Annotated in this window: 17 protein-coding genes; 12 read left to right on the top strand and 5 right to left on the bottom strand. The window is 65.4% G+C overall.

All coding sequences use genetic code 11. The features are described from left to right. Positions 1 to 195 precede the first annotated feature (195 nt). Entirely contained in the window at positions 196 to 2,097 is a 1,902-nt protein-coding gene (dnaK, locus tag UB31_RS25720; RefSeq protein WP_045012881.1) for a molecular chaperone DnaK, read from the bottom strand. A 385-nt stretch (positions 2,098 to 2,482) separates the two neighbouring features. Between dnaK and UB31_RS25715 the strand changes: the two genes are divergently transcribed. After that, on the top strand, positions 2,483 to 3,424 hold the full coding sequence (locus tag UB31_RS25715; protein ID WP_045012880.1) for a hypothetical protein: 942 nt from the start codon (positions 2,483 to 2,485) through the stop codon (positions 3,422 to 3,424). A 261-nt stretch (positions 3,425 to 3,685) separates the two neighbouring features. Further along, on the top strand, positions 3,686 to 4,408 hold the full coding sequence (gene pncA, locus UB31_RS25710; protein ID WP_045012879.1) for a bifunctional nicotinamidase/pyrazinamidase: 723 nt from the start codon (positions 3,686 to 3,688) through the stop codon (positions 4,406 to 4,408). A 92-nt stretch (positions 4,409 to 4,500) separates the two neighbouring features. Here the strand turns inward: pncA and grpE are convergent, their stop codons facing one another. Beyond that, positions 4,501 to 5,106 (bottom strand): nucleotide exchange factor GrpE, encoded by a 606-nt coding sequence (grpE, locus tag UB31_RS25705; RefSeq protein ID WP_045004744.1) that lies wholly within the window; start codon positions 5,104 to 5,106, stop codon positions 4,501 to 4,503. A 97-nt stretch (positions 5,107 to 5,203) separates the two neighbouring features. Then, positions 5,204 to 6,292 (bottom strand): heat-inducible transcriptional repressor HrcA, encoded by a 1,089-nt coding sequence (gene hrcA / locus UB31_RS25700; RefSeq protein WP_045004742.1) that lies wholly within the window; start codon positions 6,290 to 6,292, stop codon positions 5,204 to 5,206. 173 nt (positions 6,293 to 6,465) lie between these two features. On the opposite strand from hrcA, the gene rph reads away from it, so the two are divergent. The 3 genes from rph to hemW are packed head-to-tail and all read left to right on the top strand — an operon-like array spanning position 6,466 to position 8,967. Next, complete coding sequence (gene rph, locus UB31_RS25695) at positions 6,466 to 7,179, top strand: ribonuclease PH (RefSeq protein ID WP_045004741.1); 714 nt, start codon at positions 6,466 to 6,468, stop codon at positions 7,177 to 7,179. An 11-nt stretch (positions 7,180 to 7,190) separates the two neighbouring features. Continuing rightward, positions 7,191 to 7,826 (top strand): RdgB/HAM1 family non-canonical purine NTP pyrophosphatase, encoded by a 636-nt coding sequence (rdgB, locus tag UB31_RS25690; protein WP_045012878.1) that lies wholly within the window; start codon positions 7,191 to 7,193, stop codon positions 7,824 to 7,826. Beyond that, positions 7,813 to 8,967: a radical SAM family heme chaperone HemW gene (gene hemW, locus UB31_RS25685; protein WP_045012877.1), complete on the top strand. Its 1,155-nt coding sequence runs from the start codon at positions 7,813 to 7,815 to the stop codon at positions 8,965 to 8,967. Before rdgB ends, hemW begins: the two co-directional genes overlap by 14 nt. Positions 8,968 to 9,077: 110 nt before the next feature. Here the strand turns inward: hemW and UB31_RS25680 are convergent, their stop codons facing one another. Continuing rightward, positions 9,078 to 10,331 (bottom strand): penicillin-binding protein activator, encoded by a 1,254-nt coding sequence (locus UB31_RS25680; RefSeq protein WP_197087316.1) that lies wholly within the window; start codon positions 10,329 to 10,331, stop codon positions 9,078 to 9,080. Between the two features lie 353 nt (positions 10,332 to 10,684). Here UB31_RS25680 and rsmI point away from each other — a divergent pair, with 353 nt between their 5' ends. The 7 genes from rsmI to UB31_RS25645 all read left to right on the top strand — a co-directional run bounded on the left by rsmI (position 10,685) and on the right by UB31_RS25645 (position 17,872). Next, positions 10,685 to 11,635 carry a 16S rRNA (cytidine(1402)-2'-O)-methyltransferase gene (rsmI, locus tag UB31_RS25675; protein ID WP_045012876.1) on the top strand — a complete coding sequence of 317 codons (951 nt, stop codon included), beginning with the start codon at positions 10,685 to 10,687 and terminating at the stop codon, positions 11,633 to 11,635. Continuing rightward, positions 11,622 to 12,035 carry a YraN family protein gene (locus UB31_RS25670; RefSeq protein ID WP_045012875.1) on the top strand — a complete coding sequence of 138 codons (414 nt, stop codon included), beginning with the start codon at positions 11,622 to 11,624 and terminating at the stop codon, positions 12,033 to 12,035. The genes rsmI and UB31_RS25670 overlap by 14 nt, the downstream gene beginning before the upstream one ends. A 10-nt stretch (positions 12,036 to 12,045) precedes the next feature. After that, positions 12,046 to 12,990: a glutathione synthase gene (gene gshB, locus UB31_RS25665; protein ID WP_045004736.1), complete on the top strand. Its 945-nt coding sequence runs from the start codon at positions 12,046 to 12,048 to the stop codon at positions 12,988 to 12,990. Between the two features lie 455 nt (positions 12,991 to 13,445). Further along, positions 13,446 to 14,261: a Flp pilus assembly protein CpaB gene (cpaB, locus tag UB31_RS25660; RefSeq protein WP_045004735.1), complete on the top strand. Its 816-nt coding sequence runs from the start codon at positions 13,446 to 13,448 to the stop codon at positions 14,259 to 14,261. Positions 14,262 to 14,275: 14 nt separating this feature from the next. Beyond that, a complete protein-coding gene (locus UB31_RS25655) occupies positions 14,276 to 15,793 on the top strand; it encodes a type II and III secretion system protein family protein (protein ID WP_045004734.1) in 1,518 nt (505 codons plus the stop codon). Between the two features lie 55 nt (positions 15,794 to 15,848). After that, positions 15,849 to 16,586, top strand: a complete 738-nt coding sequence (locus tag UB31_RS25650; RefSeq protein WP_045012874.1) for a CpaD family pilus assembly protein — start codon at positions 15,849 to 15,851, stop codon at positions 16,584 to 16,586. Continuing rightward, a complete protein-coding gene (locus tag UB31_RS25645; RefSeq protein WP_045004732.1) occupies positions 16,583 to 17,872 on the top strand; it encodes a CpaE/TadZ family protein in 1,290 nt (429 codons plus the stop codon). Before UB31_RS25650 ends, UB31_RS25645 begins: the two co-directional genes overlap by 4 nt. A gap of 80 nt (positions 17,873 to 17,952) precedes the next feature. Here the strand turns inward: UB31_RS25645 and UB31_RS25640 are convergent, their stop codons facing one another. Further along, positions 17,953 to 18,729: a tetratricopeptide repeat protein gene (locus UB31_RS25640; protein ID WP_045012873.1), complete on the bottom strand. Its 777-nt coding sequence runs from the start codon at positions 18,727 to 18,729 to the stop codon at positions 17,953 to 17,955. Between the last annotated feature and the right edge of the window lie 56 nt (positions 18,730 to 18,785).

The following is an 18,785-nucleotide window of genomic DNA, read 5'->3' as shown; positions in this document are numbered from 1 at the left end:
CGCCACGCGACGATATAAGCGCCCTTCCGCCTTGCGGCAGAGGGCACCACGGCAGCGTTGAGAATAACGGCTGGGAATTGATCGATCGTAACGGGAGCGCGCCCCGTCGAGCCCGACACGACGGCCTCCCCCCTGAGGGGAGAGGCCAGTTCAGCGTGTGGGGTCCAAGCCGTCCGCATCATGACCCTCGCGGGCTTATGCAGACTTCTTGTTGTTCTTGTCGTCGTCGACTTCGGTGAATTCCGCGTCGACGACGTCGTCCTTGGCAGCATCCTTGGCCGCATCGGCCTCGGCCTGCTGCTTGTACATGGCCTCACCAAGCTTCATCGACGCCTGGGCCAGCGTGTTGGTCTTGGTCTTGATCGCCTCGGCATCGTTGCCCTTCAGCGCTTCCTTGAGGTCGCTGACGGCATCCTCGATGGCGCGGCGCTCGGTCTCGGCGACCTTCGAACCGTGTTCGGCGAGTGCCTTCTCGGTAGAATGCACCAGCGCGTCGGCATGGTTCTTGGCGTCGACCGCCTCGCGGCGCTGCTTGTCGGCTGCCGCATTGGCCTCGGCGTCCTTGACCATCTTGTCGATGTCGGCTTCCGACAAGCCGCCGGAGGCCTGGATGCGGATCTGCTGCTCCTTGCCGGTGGCCTTGTCCTTGGCCGAGACGTTGACGATGCCGTTGGCGTCGATGTCGAAGGTGACCTCGATCTGCGGCATGCCGCGCGGGGCCGGCGGAATGCCCATCAGGTCGAACTGACCGAGCATCTTGTTGTCGGCCGCCATTTCACGCTCGCCCTGGAAGACGCGGATGGTGACCGCGTTCTGGCTGTCCTCGGCGGTCGAGAACACCTGGCTCTTCTTGGTCGGGATCGTGGTGTTGCGGTCGATGATACGGGTGAACACGCCGCCCAGCGTCTCGATGCCCAGCGACAGCGGGGTCACGTCGAGCAGCAGCACGTCCTTGACGTCGCCCTGGAGCACGCCAGCCTGAATCGCAGCGCCGATCGCCACGACTTCGTCCGGATTGACGCCCTTGTGCGGCTCCTTGCCGAACAACTGCTTCACGACTTCCTGGACCTTGGGCATGCGCGACATGCCGCCGACCAGCACCACTTCGCCGATCTCGGCGGCGGTGAGGCCCGCATCCTTCAGCGCCTTGCGGCAGGGCTCGACCGTCTTCTGAACGAGGTCATCGACCAGCGCTTCGAACTTGGCGCGGGTCAGCTTCATCGTCAGATGCTTCGGGCCGGTCTGGTCCGCGGTGATGAAGGGCAGGTTGATCTCGGTCTGCGTCGTCGACGACAGCTCGATCTTGGCCTTTTCAGCGGCTTCCTTCAGGCGCTGCAACGCGAGCTTGTCGTTGCGCAGGTTGATGCCCTGCTCCTTCTGGAACTCGTCGGCCAGATAGCCCACGAGGCGCATGTCGAAATCTTCGCCGCCGAGGAAGGTGTCGCCGTTGGTCGACTTCACCTCGAACACGCCGTCGCCGATTTCGAGAATGGAGATGTCGAACGTGCCACCACCGAGATCGTACACCGCGATGGTGCCGGTCTTGGTCTTGTCCAGACCATAGGCGAGGGCTGCCGCAGTCGGCTCGTTGATGATGCGCAGCACTTCAAGGCCAGCGATCTTGCCGGCATCTTTGGTCGCCTGGCGCTGGGCGTCGTTGAAGTAGGCCGGAACGGTGATGACCGCCTGGTCGACCTTCTGGCCGAGATGGGCTTCCGCGGTCTCCTTCATCTTCTGCAAGATGAACGCCGAAACCTGCGAGGGCGAGTAGGTCTGGCCGTCGGCCTCGACCCAGGCGTCGCCGTTGGAAGCCTTCACGATCTTGTACGGAACGAGCTTCTTGTCCTTCTCGACCATCGGGTCGTCGTAGCGGCGGCCGATGAGGCGCTTCACTGCGAAGAACGTACGCTCGGGGTTGGTGACGGCCTGGCGCTTGGCAGGCTGGCCGACGAGGCGCTCACCGTCATCCGTGACGGCGACGATCGAAGGCGTCGTGCGCATGCCTTCGGAATTCTCGATGACCTTGGCGTTCTTGCCATCCATTACGGCGACGCACGAATTCGTGGTGCCGAGGTCGATCCCAATGACCTTTCCCATGGTCCAGATATCCTTGTTTTTGCGGCAGGTTGGCTGGGCCCAGAAGGCACCCGAACCGAAACCCCCTAAGATCAAACATCCGCGATATTGCGATGGTTGACGCTCATATAGGAGGGGGGGTGGGCCCCGCAAGGACCGAACGCAAGTTTCGGCCGTGAAAACATTGGGTTTTGGAAGAACATATCCGGGCTGGACCGCCCTTGCGGGTGAGGAATTATTAACAGGTCTGCGCTCGGCCTGCCCCCCGCCGCCACCCTGTTGCGGCAAGACCAAACCCGCTAAAAGGCGGACCGGCCGGACCACCGCGCGCGAGGCTGCCCCACGCGACAAAGGGGCCCGATGGCCGACCATCGAACGGCCTCAATGTGAACCAAGTAGAGTGCCCATGAAGCTCATTCGCCCCCTCGCCGCGCTCGCCCTCCTCGCTGCCACAGCACTTCCGGCCTTCGCCGCCGACGCCGTTTTCCCGCCTGGCTTGCGCCTCGGCATGGCGCCACTGGTCGGGCTGAGCACGGCCAAGACCTTTCCCGGCTTCGAGAGCGAGGACGGCAACGTCAAGGTGCTGATCACCGAGCTGCCGCCGGCGGCCTATGGCGAGGTCGTGGCCGCCTTCAACGCGAATCCGGCCGGCAGCAACGGCGTCAAGCCGGACAAGATCGAGACGCCGGCGGGGTTGGCCTATTTCACCACCGAGAGCGGCAAGGCCGGCGATACTCCGGTGAAGCGCTATTCGATGATCGTGCCGGGTGCCGGCTTCTCCGGCTATGTCGCGGTGCAGGTCCCCGAGAACGCATCGAAAATCTACACCGACGACGCGGTGCGGCAGATGTTTGCGACCGCGGTAACCCGCAGGGAGGTGTCGGCCGACGAGCAGATCGGGCTGATGCCGTTCAAGATCACCGACCTCGCCGATTTCAAGGACGTTCGCACGCTGGTCCCGGGCAGCAGCATCATCCTGGCCGACGGCAACGAGAGCACAGGCTATGAATCGAAGCCGTTCATGATCCTCGGCCTGATCGGCGCGACCCCGCAGCAGGCCGACGATCGCGCCCGCTTCGCCCAGGAGGCCGCGCTCCAGATCCCCGGCGTGCGCGAATCGCGCGTCACCATGTCCGAGCCGATCCGCATCAATGGCCAGCAGGGCTTTGAGACCCGGATCGACGGCATCAGCGGCAGGGACAAGACCGCGGTCACGGTGGTGCAGTGGATCCGCTTCTCAACCGGCGGCGCCTCGCTGCGCATCATCGCCAGCGCGCCGCGCGACCAGTGGGTGAACGCCTTCACCCGCTTCCGCGCCGTGCGCGACGGCATCCAGCCGAAGGGCTAAGCGAAAACGGTCCAGCACACTCGGTGTCGTCCCGGCGGAGGCCGGGACCCAATAACCACAGGGAGTGGTTGCAGGACGAGCCGGTAACTCCGAGTCTTCGCAAAACTATTGCTGCGGCGTATGGGTCCCGGCCTTCGCCGGGACGACGAGAAAATAGCCCGCCCAAGGGCTGGACAGACCCGGCTGCATTTTCGGGCTTCTGTTCGTATACGAACGGAATTAGGCTCCTTCCTCGTTGGATCATTCAGAGGGAGACGAACGATGCTGGATCGGCGACAAATCTTGGCGGCGTTGGGGACGACGGCGCTCGCGAGCCTCGCTCCAACCGCGCTGTTGGCCGCGGCCTCGATCAAGCCGGACGACACATCCGCGCTGCTCGTGATCGACGTGCAGAACTGTTTTCTTCCGGGCGGCAGCCTCGCGGTGAAGGAAGGCGAGCAGGTGGTGCCCGTCATCAACAAGATGGCCAAGGGATTTTCGAACGTGGTGATGACGCAGGACTGGCACACGCCCGGCCACGTCTCGTTCGCCTCAGTTCATTCCGGCAAGAAGCCGTTCGAAACGATCGACCTGCCCTACGGCAAGCAGGTGCTGTGGCCGGACCATTGCGTGCAGGGCACCGACGGCGCTTCGCTGTCGAAGGATCTCTCGATCCCGCAGGCCGAGCTCATCATCCGCAAGGGCTTTCACAAGGACGTCGACAGCTATTCGGCCCTCCTCGAGGCCGACGGCAAGACCTCGACCGGCCTCGCCGGCTATCTCAAGGGCCGCAAGATCAAGCGCGTGTTCGTTGCGGGTCTCGCGACGGATTTCTGTGTCGCCTGGACCGCGCTCGACGCGCGCAAGGCCGGCTTCGAGGTCTATGTCGTGGAGGACGCCTGCCGCGGCATCGACAATCAAGGCTCGCTAGCGAAAGCCTGGGCCGATATGGCCAAGGCCGGCGTGAAGCGGATTCAGTCTGCGGATATCGCGGTGAGCGCGTAAGGCGACGCGACTCTTCCGCCAAACCCGCATCCTGAGGAGCGCGCCGTTCGGGCGCGGCTCCTCACCATGAGGGTTGCGAGCTTACGCCCGCTTCAGTTCGCCTCGTTGCTGTTGGCCGCGGGCGCAGCCTTCGCGCCGCCCTTGGCGACACCGACCAGAGCCGGACGCAGCACGCGGTCGCCGATGGTGTAGCCGGCCTGCATGACCTGCACCACGGTGCCTGACGGCACCGACGGATCGGGCACTTCGAACATCGCCTGCTGGAAGTTCGGGTCGAACTTCTGGCCCGAGGGGTCGAACTTCTTCACGCCGTGCTTCTCCAGCGCATTGAGCAGCGAGCGCTCGGTGAGCTCGACACCCTCGATCAGCGAGGTCATGCCGGGATCGGCGGCGGCGCGAGTCTCGGCCGGAATGGCATCGAGCGCGCGCTGGAGGTTGTCGGCGATGTCGAGCACGTCGCGGGCAAAGCCGGTGACGCCGTAGAGCTTGGAGTCGGCGACCTCCTTGGCGGTGCGCTTACGCAGATTCTCCATCTCGGCCAGCGTCCGCAACATGCGGTCGCGCGCCTCGGCGGCTTCCTTCTGCAACAATTCGACCGAGCCGGGCTCGGGATCGTCGGGCATGATGTAGGGCTTCGACACCACGGGCTCGCCGGTCGCAGCGGTCGTGTCTTCGGGTTGCCGGTCTCGATCGGTCATCGGCTCTCTTTTCAAACTCGTCTCAGGGATTTTTCTCGCCCGGATATCGTGCTTCGGGCGCCGAAAATCAAGCGCCCGTGATCGTCTGAGCCGCCGGTCAGCCGCCCAGGAGGCGACTGACGATGCGGGCAGCGTAGTCCACGGTCGGGATCACACGGGCATAATTCAGCCGGGTCGGGCCGATTACGCCCAAAACACCGACGATGTGGCCGGCGGCGTCCCGATAGGGCGAGATGATGGTGGAAGAGCCGGACAGCGAGAACAGCTTGTTCTCGCTGCCGATGAAGATTCTCACACCCTCGGCGGTCTCGGCGCGGCCGAGCAGATCGACCACGCCGCGCTTGGTCTCAAGGTCATCAAACAGCAGCCGGACCCGCTCGAGGTCCTCCAGCGCGTGCAAATCCTCCAGCAGATTGGCGTGGCCACGCACGATCAGCTGACGATTTTCATTCTCGCCGCCGGACCAACTGGCGATACCGGCTGCGATTACCTTCTGGGTGAGCTGGTCGAGCTCCGCACGGGCTTCGCCCAGTGCAGTTTCGAGCTCGAGCCGGGCCTCGGCCAGCGTCCGGCCGCGAATCCGTGCATTGAGGAAATTGCCGGCCTCCGTCAGCGCCGAGGACGGAACTCCGGGCGGAAGGGTCAACACACGGTTTTCGACCTGACCGTCCTCGCCGACCAGGATCACCAGCGCCTTCTCGGGTTCCAGTCGGACGAATTCGATATGTTTCAGCCGCGAATTGGATTTTGGCGTCAGCACCACGGCGGCGGCGCGGGTGAGGCCGGACAGCCGCGTCAGCGCTTCCGACAGCGCCGCCTCGACCGATTGGGCGTGGCCCACCGACGTCAACTGGCTCTGGATCGACTGCCGCTCGGCTTCGTTGAGGTCGCCGACCTGCATCAGGGCATCGACGAAGAAGCGCAGGCCGAGTTCCGTCGGCAAGCGGCCGGCGGAGGTGTGCGGCGCGTAGATCAGGCCGAGCTGTTCCAGATCGGCCATGACATTGCGGACCGAGGCCGGCGACAACGGCATGGCGATCAGGCGCGAGATATTGCGTGAGCCGACCGGCTCGCCGGTCGTGAGATAACTCTCGACGATTTGACGAAAGATGTCGCGAGAACGCTCGTTGAGCTGGGCAAGGCCCGCGCGCGGCGCGATCAGATGGATCGGATCGTGATGGGCCACGGACGTAACTCCTCTCGGCTGCCTGTAATCTGTCCATCCGGGAGCCCCCTGACAAGCGGGGTTTTGCGATTGCTCGATAGTTGCTTGGGGGCCGAAAAGCCCTTGCTGCTCACCCTCACCCCCCCTACAAGCACCGCGAACAGCCTATTCCCGTGAGTTTTGGAGGATTTCCCATGCGGCCAAGCCGCCGTGCGCCCGATGAATTGCGCCCCGTGACGCTTGAGCGTGGCGTGGTCAAATATGCGGAAGGCTCCTGCCTGGTGAAATTCGGCGACACCCATGTGCTGGTCACTGCCACGCTGGAAGACCGCCTGCCGCCGTGGCTGAAGGGCCAGGGCCGGGGCTGGGTCACTGCCGAATACGGCATGCTACCGCGCGCCACCTCGGAACGGACCCGCCGCGAAGCGGCCGCGGGCAAGCAAAGCGGCCGCACCGTCGAGATCCAGCGCCTGATCGGCCGCTCGTTGCGCACCATCGTCGATCTCGAAGCGCTCGGTGAGCGCCAGATCACGGTCGATTGCGACGTGCTCCAGGCCGACGGCGGCACGCGCACGGCCTCGATCACCGGCGCCTGGGTCGCGCTCGCCGACTGCATCAGCTGGATGAAGACGCGCAACATGATCAAGGCCAAGGTGTTGCGCGACAACGTCGCCGCGATCTCCTGCGGCATCTACAAGGGCACACCGGTGCTGGATCTCGACTATGCCGAGGATTCCGAGGCCGATACCGACGCCAATTTCGTCATGACCGGCGATGGCCGCATCATCGAGGTGCAGGGCACCGCGGAACGCGAGCCGTTCACGGAAGCCGAGTTCCTGGCGCTGATGGCGCTGGCCCGCAAGGGCGTTGCGCGTCTCGTGGACTTGCAGAAACTGGCCGTGGCGTAGTCAATAAGCCCATGCACCGCCGAATCACCGGAAAGCTCGTCATCGCCACCCACAATCCCGGCAAGCTCGCCGAGATGAAGGAGCTTTTGGCGCCTTACGGCATCGAGGCGGTGTCGGCCGGTGAGCTCGGCCTTCCCGAGCCGGAAGAGACCGGCAACGATTTCCGCAGCAATGCCGCGATCAAGGCGATCGCGGCGGCGCAGGCGACCAAGCTTCCTTCCTTTGCCGATGATTCCGGTGTCGTGGTCGATGCGCTCGACGGCGCGCCCGGCATCTACAGCGCGCGCTGGGCCGGCCCGAACAAGGATTTCGCCGCGGCGATGGCCCAGATCGAACGCCTGTTGCAGGAGCGCGGCGCAACCACGGCGGACAAGCGCACGGCGCATTTCGTCTCCGCGCTCTGCGTCGCCTGGCCCGATGATCATCTCGAAGAGGTCGAAGCGCGCGTCGATGGCACCCTGGTCTGGCCGCCGCACGGCACGGCCGGCTTTGGCTACGATCCGATGTTTTTGCCCGATGGCCACACGCGTACGTTCGGCGAGATGACCAGCATCGAGAAGCACGGCCTGCCGCCGCTCGGCCTTGGCCTGTCGCATCGCGCCCGCGCCTTCGTGAAACTGGCGGAGATCTGCCTTGAGCCGCGCTAAGGAAGCCTTTGGCGTCTACGTGCACTGGCCGTTCTGCCTGTCGAAGTGTCCGTATTGCGACTTCAACAGCCATGTTCGCCACGTCGCGATCGACGAGGCGCGCTTCGCCTCCGCCTTCGCGCGCGAGATTGAAACAACTGCGCAGCGCGCGCCCGGCCGCGAGGTCACATCGATCTTCCTCGGTGGCGGCACGCCATCGCTGATGCAGCCGGCAACTGTCGGCGCGGTGCTCGATGCGATCGGCAAGCATTGGACAGTCGCGAGCGACGTCGAAGTCACGCTGGAAGCAAACCCGACCAGCGTCGAGGCCACACGCTTCGCCGGCTATCGCGCGGCCGGTGTCAACCGCGTCTCGCTCGGCGTGCAGGCGCTTGACGACGCCTCACTGAAGGCGCTGGGCCGGATGCACAGCGCGCGCGAGGCGCTCGACGCGGTCGCGATCGCGCGCCGTTCGTTCGACCGTTATTCGTTCGACCTGATTTACGCCCGTCCCGACCAGACGCCTGAGATGTGGGCCGATGAACTGCGGCTCGCCATCAATGAAGCCGCCGAGCATCTGTCGCTCTATCAATTGACGATCGAGGAAGGCACGCCGTTCTTCGGCCTGCACCAGGCCGGTAAATTGAAGACGCCGGACGAAGCGGTCGCCCGCGCGCTCTACGATGTCACGCAGGAGACCTGCGACAAGCTCGGGCTGCCCGCCTACGAGATTTCAAACCACGCGCGGCGTGGCGCCGAGTGCCGGCACAATCTGGTGTACTGGCGCGGCCATGAATATGCCGGTGTCGGCCCCGGCGCGCACGGACGACTCGATATCGATGGCATCAGGCACGCAATCGCCACCGAGAAGCGCCCCGAAGCCTGGCTGATGCGGGTCGAAACCAACGGCAATGGCGTCGTGACCGACGACCTCCTCAACAGCGAGGAGCGCGCCGACGAATTCTTGCTGATGGGATTGCGCCTCGCCGAGGGCATCGACCCCGAGCGGTACACCGCCCTCTCCGGCCGCCCGCTCGACCCCAAGCGCATCGCGCTGCTGCGCGAAGAAGGCGCGATCACGGTTGATGCGACAGGACGGTTGCGCGTGACGAGCAGCGGTTTTCCTGTGCTGGATGCGGTGGTCGCGGATCTGGCGGCGTAGCGAGCTATCGTAGGGTGGGCAAAGGCGCACTTGCGCCGTGCCCACCATTTCTCCGCAAATTGCATCGGCGCGGTGGGCACGCTTCGCTTTGCCCACCCTACGATAGCTTGCTACGCCCCAAAACTCTTCGGCGAGCCCGCGACTGCCACACCGCCGCCGGTCGTCACCTTCATCACCGCAAGCCCACGCTCATTGGTGCCGTCAGCACGGAAACGGAACAGGCCGTCGATGCCGGCGAAGCCGGACGGATTGGTGAGCACGTCGGGCGAGAAGCGCGTGGTGCCTTGCGTGCGTGCGAGTGCCGCGACCAGCGCCACCGCGTCATAGGCGAGCGTTGCGGTGCGCACCGGTTCGGCGCCGTATTTGGTGCGGTAGCGGCCGGAGAAGGCGCGGAAGCCGGCCGGATCGGGCGCGGCATAGAGGCCGCCCTGAAGCGCGGCGTTGGCATAGACGCGCGGATTGTCCCAGAGGCCAGTGCCGAGCAACTGGATGTTGCGCAAATTGGCGCCCGCCGCAGTCATCGCATCGGCCACAGCGACGACGGCATCGCCGTCATCGGCAATGAACAGCGCATCCGCGCCACCAAGCTGCTGCGCCACGGTGCGTGCCGGCGTGGCGCGATCGGCACCGTATTTCTCGAACGCGACAATGCGACCGCCGCGCCGCGGCACCGCCGCTTTCACCGCGGCCTCGACGACATTGCCATAGGCATTGTCGGGCACGAGCACGGCGACGGAGCGTTTTCCGATGCTGGCGGAATATTCGATGATGCGGTTGACGTCGGACTCCGGCAGGAAGGAGAGCAGATAGACGCCGCGGCCGGCGATGCTGGAATCGGTCGAGAACGCCATCACCGAGATGCCGCGCGTGCGCGCGACCTGCGCCACCGCCGGCACCGACTGCGCGAACAGCGGCCCCAAAATGATCTCGGCACCTTCGTCGACCGCCTGCTGTGCGCCCTGTTGGGCGCCTTGCGGGCTGCCGTTGTCGTCCTTGATCAAGAGCTGGATGTTGGGATTCTGAAACTCGGCCAGCGCCATCTCGGCGGCGTTGCGCATGGATTGCGCGGCGAGCCCGGCATTGCCGGCGGCCGAGAGCGGCAGGATCACGGCAACCTTCACGCCGCCGGTACCGGCGGTCGTCGCCTGCTGCGGCGGGCCGGCTGGCTGGGCCGGGGGCGGGGAGGAGCTGCTGAACGGATTGGAGAACTGGCTGAGGCTCTGCTGCACGCCGGCGCAGGCCGACAGCAGCGGTGCACCCAGCAACAGCCCAAGCGCGCTCCGCCGGGTCGCCCCCGACGTCTGGGGCCCCGGAACGGGAGACTCCTCCGAAAAGGAAGATCTGGGAGTACGCGGGCCCACCATGGCAACTCTTCTTCTGACCAGCCGTCTGCGGCCGATCACACCAACTCATGCCCGCGACAGAAGCCGCGGATTCAGGCATATTGTCGGCAAATAGTTAACCAAAACAAAAGGATAAGGAACGCTTAACGCGGCCGTCTCCTGGTCCTGGCAAGCTGTTCGCCGACGCTCTCGCAGCATCAAGGCGGCGTTTCCGCCGCGAATATGGCGCTGGCGCTTCATTCCCCCTCGAATGTGATACCGGATGGATCACATTCCAGTCCTTCCCCGCCCCGTCGCTCGTATCTTGCCCCGGTACGATCTTTTTCGGAGGACCGGTTCCCAGCCCTCGGGATCATGCCTAAGTTCGTCTCATTATGCGCGCAAAGCCGGCCCCGATAAATACACCTGAAAACACGGACGCCGCCCCGCGCGGTTTCTCCATCGACGCCTATAGGCTCGTGGCGCCGAAGGTCGCGCCGGGCCTCTATCTGGTCGCGACCCCCATCGGCAATCTCGGCGACATCACGCTGCGCGCACTCCAGACGCTCGCCGGGGTCGACGTCATCGCCTGCGAGGACACCCGCATCACGCGGCGCCTGACCGAGCGCTACGCCATCACGGCGCAGCTCAAGCAATATCACGAGCACAATGCCGAGGCCGCGCGTCCGAAGATCCTGGAGCGGCTTTCGCAGGGCGGCTCGATCGCGCTGGTGTCGGATGCCGGCACGCCGCTGATCTCGGATCCCGGCTTCAAGCTTGTGCGCGAGGTCTGCGCCGCGGGTTATGCGGTGTTCGCGCTGCCCGGCCCCTCCTCGGTGCTGGTGGCGCTTTCGGTCGCAGCACTTCCGACCGATCGCTTCTTCTTCGAAGGTTTTCTTCCGCCGAAATCCGCGGCCCGGCGTACCCGGCTCACTGAGCTGGCCCGCATCGATGCGACGCTGGTGATGTTCGAATCCGGCAACCGCGTGCAGGACACGCTCGCCGAGCTCGCTGAGATCATGGGCACGCGCGAAGCCGCGATCTGCCGCGAGCTGACAAAACTGCACGAGGAGATTTCGCGCGCGCCGCTGAGCGAGCTTGCGCGCGACGCTGCCACTCTGGAGACGCGCGGCGAATTCGTGCTGGTGATCGCTCCGCCCGCAGCCGACGCGGAGGTGATGACGGCGGACGCGCTCGACGACCTCCTGCGCGAGCAACTTGCCGCGCATAGTGTCAAGGACGCCGTCGCTCATGCGGTCGAGCTCTCGGGACGGGCGCGCCGCGAGGTCTATGCTCGCGCGCTCGAGCTCGCAAAAAGTATGCGAGGCGGCGATGGCGAAGCGTGAGGGCGCCCAGGAATCGAAACAGGAACCGAAGATCGCCTCACCCGAGCGCGTCGCGGCGTTCCGCACCGGCATCTCGGCCGAGAGCCGCGCCGCAGCTTTCCTCATGGCCAAGGGCTACCGCATCCTGGCAAAACGCTACCGCACGCCGCATGGCGAGATCGATATCGTGGCCCGCCGCCGCAACCTGATCGCCTTCGTCGAGGTCAAGGCGCGCGCGACGCTGGATGACGCCGCTTTCGCCGTGACGCCGCGCCAGCAGCAGCGGATCATCAATGCCGCGCAGGGCTGGCTCGTCGCGCATCCCGAGCATGCGGAATTCGAACTGCGATTCGACGCCATGCTGATTGCGCCGCGGTCACTTCCGCGCCATGTGTTGGCGGCATTCGACGCCTCGACCTGAAAGGCAGACCATGAAACTGAACGTCGCCGTCCAGATGGACCCCATCGCCCGCATCAACATCAAGGGCGATTCCACCTTTGCGCTGCTTCTGGAGGCGCAGAAGCGCGGCCATGGCCTGTCCTATTACACGCCGGACAAGCTTTCGATGGTGGGCGAAGAGATCGTCGCTCCGGTTCAGCTCCTGACCGTGCGCGACGAGCCCGGCGATCATTTCACCCTCGGCGAGCCCAAGCGCGAGGCGCTCAACGGCTTTGACGTGGTGCTGCTGCGCCAGGATCCGCCGTTCGACCTCGCCTACATCACCTCGACTCATCTGCTTGAGCGCATCCATCCCAAGACGCTGGTCGTCAACGATCCGGCGTCGGTGCGCAATGCGCCGGAAAAGCTGTTCGTGATGAATTTTCCGCAGCTGATGCCGCCGACCCTGATCTCGCGTGACCTCGACGAGATCAACGCGTTTCGCGACAAGCATGGCGCCGTGGTGATGAAGCCGCTGCACGGCCATGGCGGCGCGGCGGTGTTCCGCGTGATGCCGCAGGACATGAATTTCGGCTCGCTGTTCGACATGTTCTCGGTGACTTTCAAAGAGCCCTGGGTGATCCAGCAGTTCATCCCCGAGGTGAAGCACGGCGACAAGCGCATCATCCTGGTCAATGGCGAGTTCGCCGGCGCGGTCAACCGCGTGCCCGCCGCCGACGATCTCCGCTCCAACATGGTGCGCGGCGGCGCGGCGCATGAGACCGAGCTCACCCCGCGCGAGCGCGAGATCTGCGCCACCGTCGGACCGGCGCTGCGCGAGCGCGGCCTGCTGTTCGTCGGCATCGACGTCATCAACGGCAACCTCACCGAGATCAACGTGACCTCGCCAACCGGCATCCGCGCCATCGCGCGGCTCGGCGGCCCGGATGTTGCGGCGAAGGTCTGGGACGTGATCGAGCAGAAGCGGGCGAAGTAGCGGCTACGCGCGCGGTCTCTCTCCAACGTCGTCCCGGCGAAGGCCGGGACCCATAACCACAGGGCGTGGTTTGGCGAAGACTTGTCGTTGGTACTTCTGCCTTCCTGCAATCGAAAGATCACGCGGTATGGGTCCCGGCCTTCGCCGGGACGACACTGGTGATGTGTCGCGATGTTTCCGTCTCACCGCTGCGACATCGCTCGGCACCTGACATCACTAACCACCCATTCACCATGACGTCCCGCGTCTCATTCGAACGCAGGAGTGCGCTTGCGTGAACTACGGGGCCGGCGCCATCCGAATAACGCGGCATTCACCATCTGCCCAAAACCAGCACCGTCACTGACCATCACACTCGGCCTCGCAACACCCCTTATACTTTTACTCCCTACTCATCGATGCCGGGGAACCCGCCACGTGCGGTTCAAGTGCCCCGCGTAAGAGTGTAGAGGCGTATGAATACCGCACGCATTGTCGTTCTCGTCATTGCGCTGGGCGCCGGCGGCGTCGCCGCATATCTGGCGAGCGGCTATGACAACAAGCCCGCGCCCGTCCTCCCGGTGGCCGAGAAGCTGCCGACGGTCGAGGTGCTCGTCGCCAAATCCGACATCCAGCTCGGCCAGGCCGTGAAGGCCGAGGACCTGCAATGGCAGACCTGGCCGTCAGCCACCGCGAGCAGCGCCTTCATCCGCCGTGACAGCAGGCCCGACGCACAGACCCAGATCGCAGGCTCAATCGCGCGCGTGCCGTTGATGCAGGGCGAACCGATCCGCGAGCAGAAGCTGGTGAAGGCCGACGGCTCCGGCTTCATGGCCGCGATCCTGCCGTCCGGCATGCGGGCCGTCTCCACCGAAATTTCAGCCGAGACCGGCGCCGGCGGCTTCATCCTGCCGAACGACCGCGTCGACATCGTCATGACGCGCCGCCTGAAGAATCCCGAAGGCGCCAACGGCCCGGCCGGCGGCAATGACCTCATCCTGTCCGAAATCGTCCTGACCAACATCCGCGTGCTCGCGATCGACCAGGCGCCGAAGGAAAAGGACGGCCAGAACGCCGTGCTCGGCAAGACCGTCACGCTCGAGCTCAAGCCCGACCAGGTCGCCACGCTATCGGTCTCGCGCCAGGCCGGCACGCTGACGCTCGCGCTGCGGAGCATCGCCGATGCCAACGCGTCGGAGATTACGGTCGAAGACCAAGCAGCCAGGCGTGCCGGCGGCGTGAACGTGATCCGCTACGGCGTGCAGGCGCGGCAACTAACGTCACAGAAGTGATGGGGACACCCAAGATGAACTACGGGGATAATCAGACGGGCCTGCGCATTCGGGGGAAGCGCGTGCGCTCGTTCTGGACGGGGGCAATGCTGATGCTGGGGCTGGTCGCAGCCCCTGACCGGGTCAGCGCCGCGGATGCGCCGGTCGGAGACCAGGCGCCGATGCAGGCGCCGGATCTCGGCGTGGCGCCGGTCGCGACCATCGCGCCGGCCCGGACGCGTTTCCTGTCGCTTGGCGTCGGCAAGTCGGCCGTGATCGACCTGCCGCGCGAGGTCAAGGACGTGCTGGTGGCCGATCCCAAGATCGCCAATGCGGTGATCCGCTCGGCGCAGCGCGCCTATATCATCGGCGGCCAGGTCGGACAGACCAATGTCGTGTTCTTCTCTGCCGACGGCCAGCAGGTCGCCGCCTACGATATCGCGGTGAAGCGCGACCTCAACGGCATGCGCGCGGCGCTGCGCTCATCGCTGCCGGGCGTGCAGATCGAGGGCGTCGGCGACAGCGTGATGTTGACCGGCTCGGTGTCGAGCCCGGTCGAAGCCCAGCAGGCCGGCGATGTCGCCGCCAAGCTGGTCGGCGGAGCAGACAAGGTCGTCAACAACATCATCGTGCGCGGCCGCGACCAGGTGATGCTGAAAGTCGTCGTCGGCGAAGTGCGCCGCGACATCGTCAAGCAGCTGGGCGTCGATCTCAGCGCCAGCCTGAACGCCGGCACCGCCGTCGTGAATTTCAACAATTCCAACCCGTTCTCGGCCAGCGGCGGACCGCTGGTCAGCGGCAACGGGCTCGGCGTTGGCGGCCTCACCAAGGGCGTCGCCACCGTCAGCGCCACGATGCGCGCGATGGAAAGCGCGGGCGTGATGCGCACCCTGGCCGAGCCGAGCCTGACGGCGATCTCCGGTGAATCGGCAACCTTCATCGCCGGCGGCGAATTTCCAATTCCCGGGGGCTATGCCTGCGATCCGACCACGCATGTCTGTACCACCCAGATCACCTACAAGAAGTTCGGCATCTCGCTGAACTTCACCCCGGTCGTGCTGAGTGAGGGGCGGATCAGCCTGCGCGTGATGACCGAGGTCTCGGAGCTGTCGAGCCAGAACGCCATCACGGTGTCGCAGGCGCTGTCCTCGAGCACGACCAACTCGATCACCATCCCATCGGTCCAGACCCGTCGCGCCGAGACCACGCTTGAAATTCCCTCGGGCGGCTCGATGGCGATGGCCGGCCTGATCCAGCAGCAGACCAAGCAGGCGGTCAACGGCCTGCCCGGCGTCGATCAGCTGCCGATCCTTGGCGCGCTGTTCCGCAGCCAGGACTTCGTCAACAACGAGACCGAGCTGATGGTGATCGTGACGCCTTATGTGGTGCGCGCGGTCGCCCAGAAGGAATTGTCGCGGCCCGATGACGGCTTCGCGCCGTCGTCGGATTCGCAGTCCGCACTGCTCGGCCGCATGAACCGCCTCTATGGCATTGCGCGCCGCGCCGATCCGATGGACGGCAACCAGGGCGATTTCGGCTTCATCATCGACTGACGCGAACGGGCGATTGGGGAACGGGGCGAGAAACGGGGCAAGTGGGGACAAGCCGATGACGAAGACGACAGCTGATCGACGCCGCAATTTGCGCGTCGCGCTCGCACTGACGGGGCTCTCCGTCATGCTGGGCGCGTGCAACACCACCGGCGACGTCGTCACCACCCAGACGGTGCCGACCGATTATCGCCAGCGCCACCCGATCGCGGTGCAGGAAGCCAAGCGTTCGATCGTGATCTTCGTCGGCAAGGCCCGTGGCGGCCTCTCGGCCGCGCAGCACTCGGACGTCGCGGGCATTGCCCAGGACTGGACGCGCGAAGGCACCGGCTCCGTCATCGTCGACGTGCCCACCGACACAGCGAATTCGCGCGCGGCCGCCGCGACCTATCACGAAATCCGCGCCGTGCTCGGCGCCAGCGGCGTGCCATCGCGCGCCATCGTCCAGCATCCCTATCGTCCCGAAGATCCCGGGCTGCTGCCGACCATCCGCCTGAGCTATTCCAGGATCGCCGCGGTCGCCGGCCCCTGCGGGTTGTGGCCGGAGGACGTAGGTCCGTCCATCCTCGACCCCGGCTACAACGAGAACCGGCCCTATTTCAATCTCGGCTGCGCCACCCAGCGCAATCTCGCGGCGATGATCGACAACCCCGCCGACCTCGAGCAGCCGCGCGCCGAGACGCCGGCCTACACCGCACGCCGCGACATCGCCTTCGAGCGCTACCGCAAGGGCGCGGCAACCGCGACGACTTATCCCGAGGCTGAAAAGGCCAAACTCAGCGACACAGGCAAATGACAAGCGTCCACGACGAAGAAGCGGGCGATCCGCAGCACCCCGAGGAACACATTGCGCCGGTGCCTCGCATCTCGGTGCAGGCATTTTGCGAGACCGAGCAGACGCTCGCCGCAATGACCGCGGCAGGCCAGGACCGCCGTCTCGCCAAGGCACATCTCACCGCCAAAGACGGCGGCCTTGCCGCGGCGATCGAAGTCTATGAAACGATGCCGACGCCGAACGTGATCGTGATCGAATCCGACGGCACGCGCGACATTCTCGAGGGCCTCGACGATCTCGCCGGCGTCTGCGATCCCGGCACCCGCGTGGTCGTGATCGGCAATCCCAACGACACGGCGCCCTATCGCGAGCTGGTGCGCCGCGGCGTCAACGACTACGTGATCGGGCCGGTCGAGACCATCGACGTGGTGCGCTCGATCTGTAGCCTGTTCTCGGCTTCCGAGACCATCATCACCGGCCGCGTCATCGCGGTGGTCGGCGCCAAGGGCGGCGTCGGCGCCTCCACCGTCGCGCACAACGTGGCCTGGACCATCGCGCGCGACCTGGCGCTGGATTCCGTCGTGATCGATCTCGACCTCGCCTTCGGCACCGCGGGCCTCGACTACAACCAGGACCCGGCGCAGGGCATCGCCAACGCGGTGCTGTCGCAGGACCGGCCGGACACGGCGCTGATGGAGCGCCTGCTCTCCAAATGCACCGAGCGCCTGAGCCTGCTGGCGGCGCCCGCCACACTTGATCGCGTCTATGATTTCGGCGCGGAAGCCTTCGACGCAGTGTTCGACACACTGCGCATGACCACGCCCTGCATCGTGCTCGACGTGCCGCATCAATGGTCGGGCTGGACGCGGCGCGCGCTGGTCAATGCCGACGATATCGTGATCGTGGCCGAGCCCGATCTCGCGAATCTGCGCAACACCAAGAACATGCTCACGGTGCTGAAGGCGGCGCGGCCGAACGACCGGCCGCCGCTCTACTGCATCAACCAGGTCGGCATGCACAAGCGGGCGGAGATCGACGTCAAGTCGTTCGCCAAGACCATGGAGAGCCAGCCGCTCGCGGTGATCCCGTTCGATTCGAAGCTGTTCTCGACCGCGGCCAATAACGGCCAGATGATCGCGGAGGTCTCCAAGAGCCACCGCACCACCGAGCTGTTCCAGAACATGGCGAACCGCCTCGCCGGCCGCGGCGAGGTGAAGAAGCCGAAGCGTTCGCTGCTCGGACCGCTCTTGAAGAAGCTGAAGGGCAAATCGGGACGCCCGTCTGCGCCACATCGCAAGGCGTCGTAGGCCGGAAGCGTTTTCGAGCGAAGTGGCTACCGGTTCGCGTCAAGAAAACGCGTCAACCGAGAATCAATACAGCTAGCGGACTATTTGTCCGCCCGCTGCTGCTGCTTCTTCGTCAGCAGCTGCCGCAACGCCGTGACCTTTGCTGCCGCCTGATCCGGCGGCAGATCGGCCTTCACGATGGTCTCGGCCTCGGCCTGCTTTCCTTCCAGTCCCAGCACCATCGCGAGATTGGCGCGCACGCGGGGATCGGCGGCGTTGCGCTCGTAGGCGCGGCGCATGGTCTCCTCGGCCCTCGGCAGATTGTTCTGGAGCACGTAGGACAGGCCGAGATTGGACAAAACCTGCGGCTCGTCCGGCACGATCTTCAGCGCGGTCGCATAATATTGCTGCGCTTCCTCGTTGCGGCCGAGCTGGTCGAGCGCCGCGCCCTGCGCCGACAGGATGCGCCAGTCGGGATCCTCCGGCGTATGCGCGCGGCTGAGCACATCGTAGGCCTGCTGGAAATTGCCATTGTCGGCGAGCGCGCGGCCATAGCCGGCGAGCAGCGCCTTGTTGCTGGGGTGGGCAAGCACGGCCTGCTCCAGCACCGCGACCGCCTGAGCGCGCTGGCCGGTCTCGCGCAACGCCTTGCCGTAGTCGAGGGCGACGTTGGCATCGCTCGGCTTGGCACGATAGCGCTCGCGCAGGGCATCCATGTCCGGCTTCGCGTCGGCCTTGCTAGCTGATTCCGGCTTGCTGCCGAGCGCACCGGTGATGTCCTCGAGGCTCGTGGTCTGACAACCGCCGAGAACGAGCACCAGAAGCGCGGGAAACAGTAATCTCGCCGGGGGACAGGCGAGGCACGAACGCTTGGACATACTCTGATCACCGCCGGCGGACTGATCAGAGATGCTTTGCCGATTAACGCTAAATT

This window comes from Bradyrhizobium sp. LTSP849 (genome assembly GCF_000938255.1).
GTDB lineage: Bacteria > Pseudomonadota > Alphaproteobacteria > Rhizobiales > Xanthobacteraceae > Bradyrhizobium.
Note: the sequence above shows the minus strand (reverse complement) of the source record. Positions and strands in the feature narration are given on the sequence as shown.

Coding starts and splice junctions, on each gene's coding strand:
- dnaK (WP_045012881.1), bottom strand. CDS start 2,097: ATGGGAAAGGTCATTGGGATCGACCTCGGCACCACGAATTCGTGCGTC.
- UB31_RS25715 (WP_045012880.1), top strand. CDS start 2,483: ATGAAGCTCATTCGCCCCCTCGCCGCGCTCGCCCTCCTCGCTGCCACA.
- pncA (WP_045012879.1), top strand. CDS start 3,686: ATGCTGGATCGGCGACAAATCTTGGCGGCGTTGGGGACGACGGCGCTC.
- grpE (WP_045004744.1), bottom strand. CDS start 5,106: ATGACCGATCGAGACCGGCAACCCGAAGACACGACCGCTGCGACCGGC.
- rph (WP_045004741.1), top strand. CDS start 6,466: ATGCGGCCAAGCCGCCGTGCGCCCGATGAATTGCGCCCCGTGACGCTT.
- rdgB (WP_045012878.1), top strand. CDS start 7,191: ATGCACCGCCGAATCACCGGAAAGCTCGTCATCGCCACCCACAATCCC.
- UB31_RS25680 (WP_197087316.1), bottom strand. CDS start 10,331: ATGGTGGGCCCGCGTACTCCCAGATCTTCCTTTTCGGAGGAGTCTCCC.
- rsmI (WP_045012876.1), top strand. CDS start 10,685: ATGCGCGCAAAGCCGGCCCCGATAAATACACCTGAAAACACGGACGCC.
- UB31_RS25670 (WP_045012875.1), top strand. CDS start 11,622: ATGGCGAAGCGTGAGGGCGCCCAGGAATCGAAACAGGAACCGAAGATC.
- gshB (WP_045004736.1), top strand. CDS start 12,046: ATGAAACTGAACGTCGCCGTCCAGATGGACCCCATCGCCCGCATCAAC.
- cpaB (WP_045004735.1), top strand. CDS start 13,446: ATGAATACCGCACGCATTGTCGTTCTCGTCATTGCGCTGGGCGCCGGC.
- UB31_RS25655 (WP_045004734.1), top strand. CDS start 14,276: ATGAACTACGGGGATAATCAGACGGGCCTGCGCATTCGGGGGAAGCGC.
- UB31_RS25650 (WP_045012874.1), top strand. CDS start 15,849: ATGACGAAGACGACAGCTGATCGACGCCGCAATTTGCGCGTCGCGCTC.
- UB31_RS25645 (WP_045004732.1), top strand. CDS start 16,583: ATGACAAGCGTCCACGACGAAGAAGCGGGCGATCCGCAGCACCCCGAG.
- UB31_RS25640 (WP_045012873.1), bottom strand. CDS start 18,729: ATGTCCAAGCGTTCGTGCCTCGCCTGTCCCCCGGCGAGATTACTGTTT.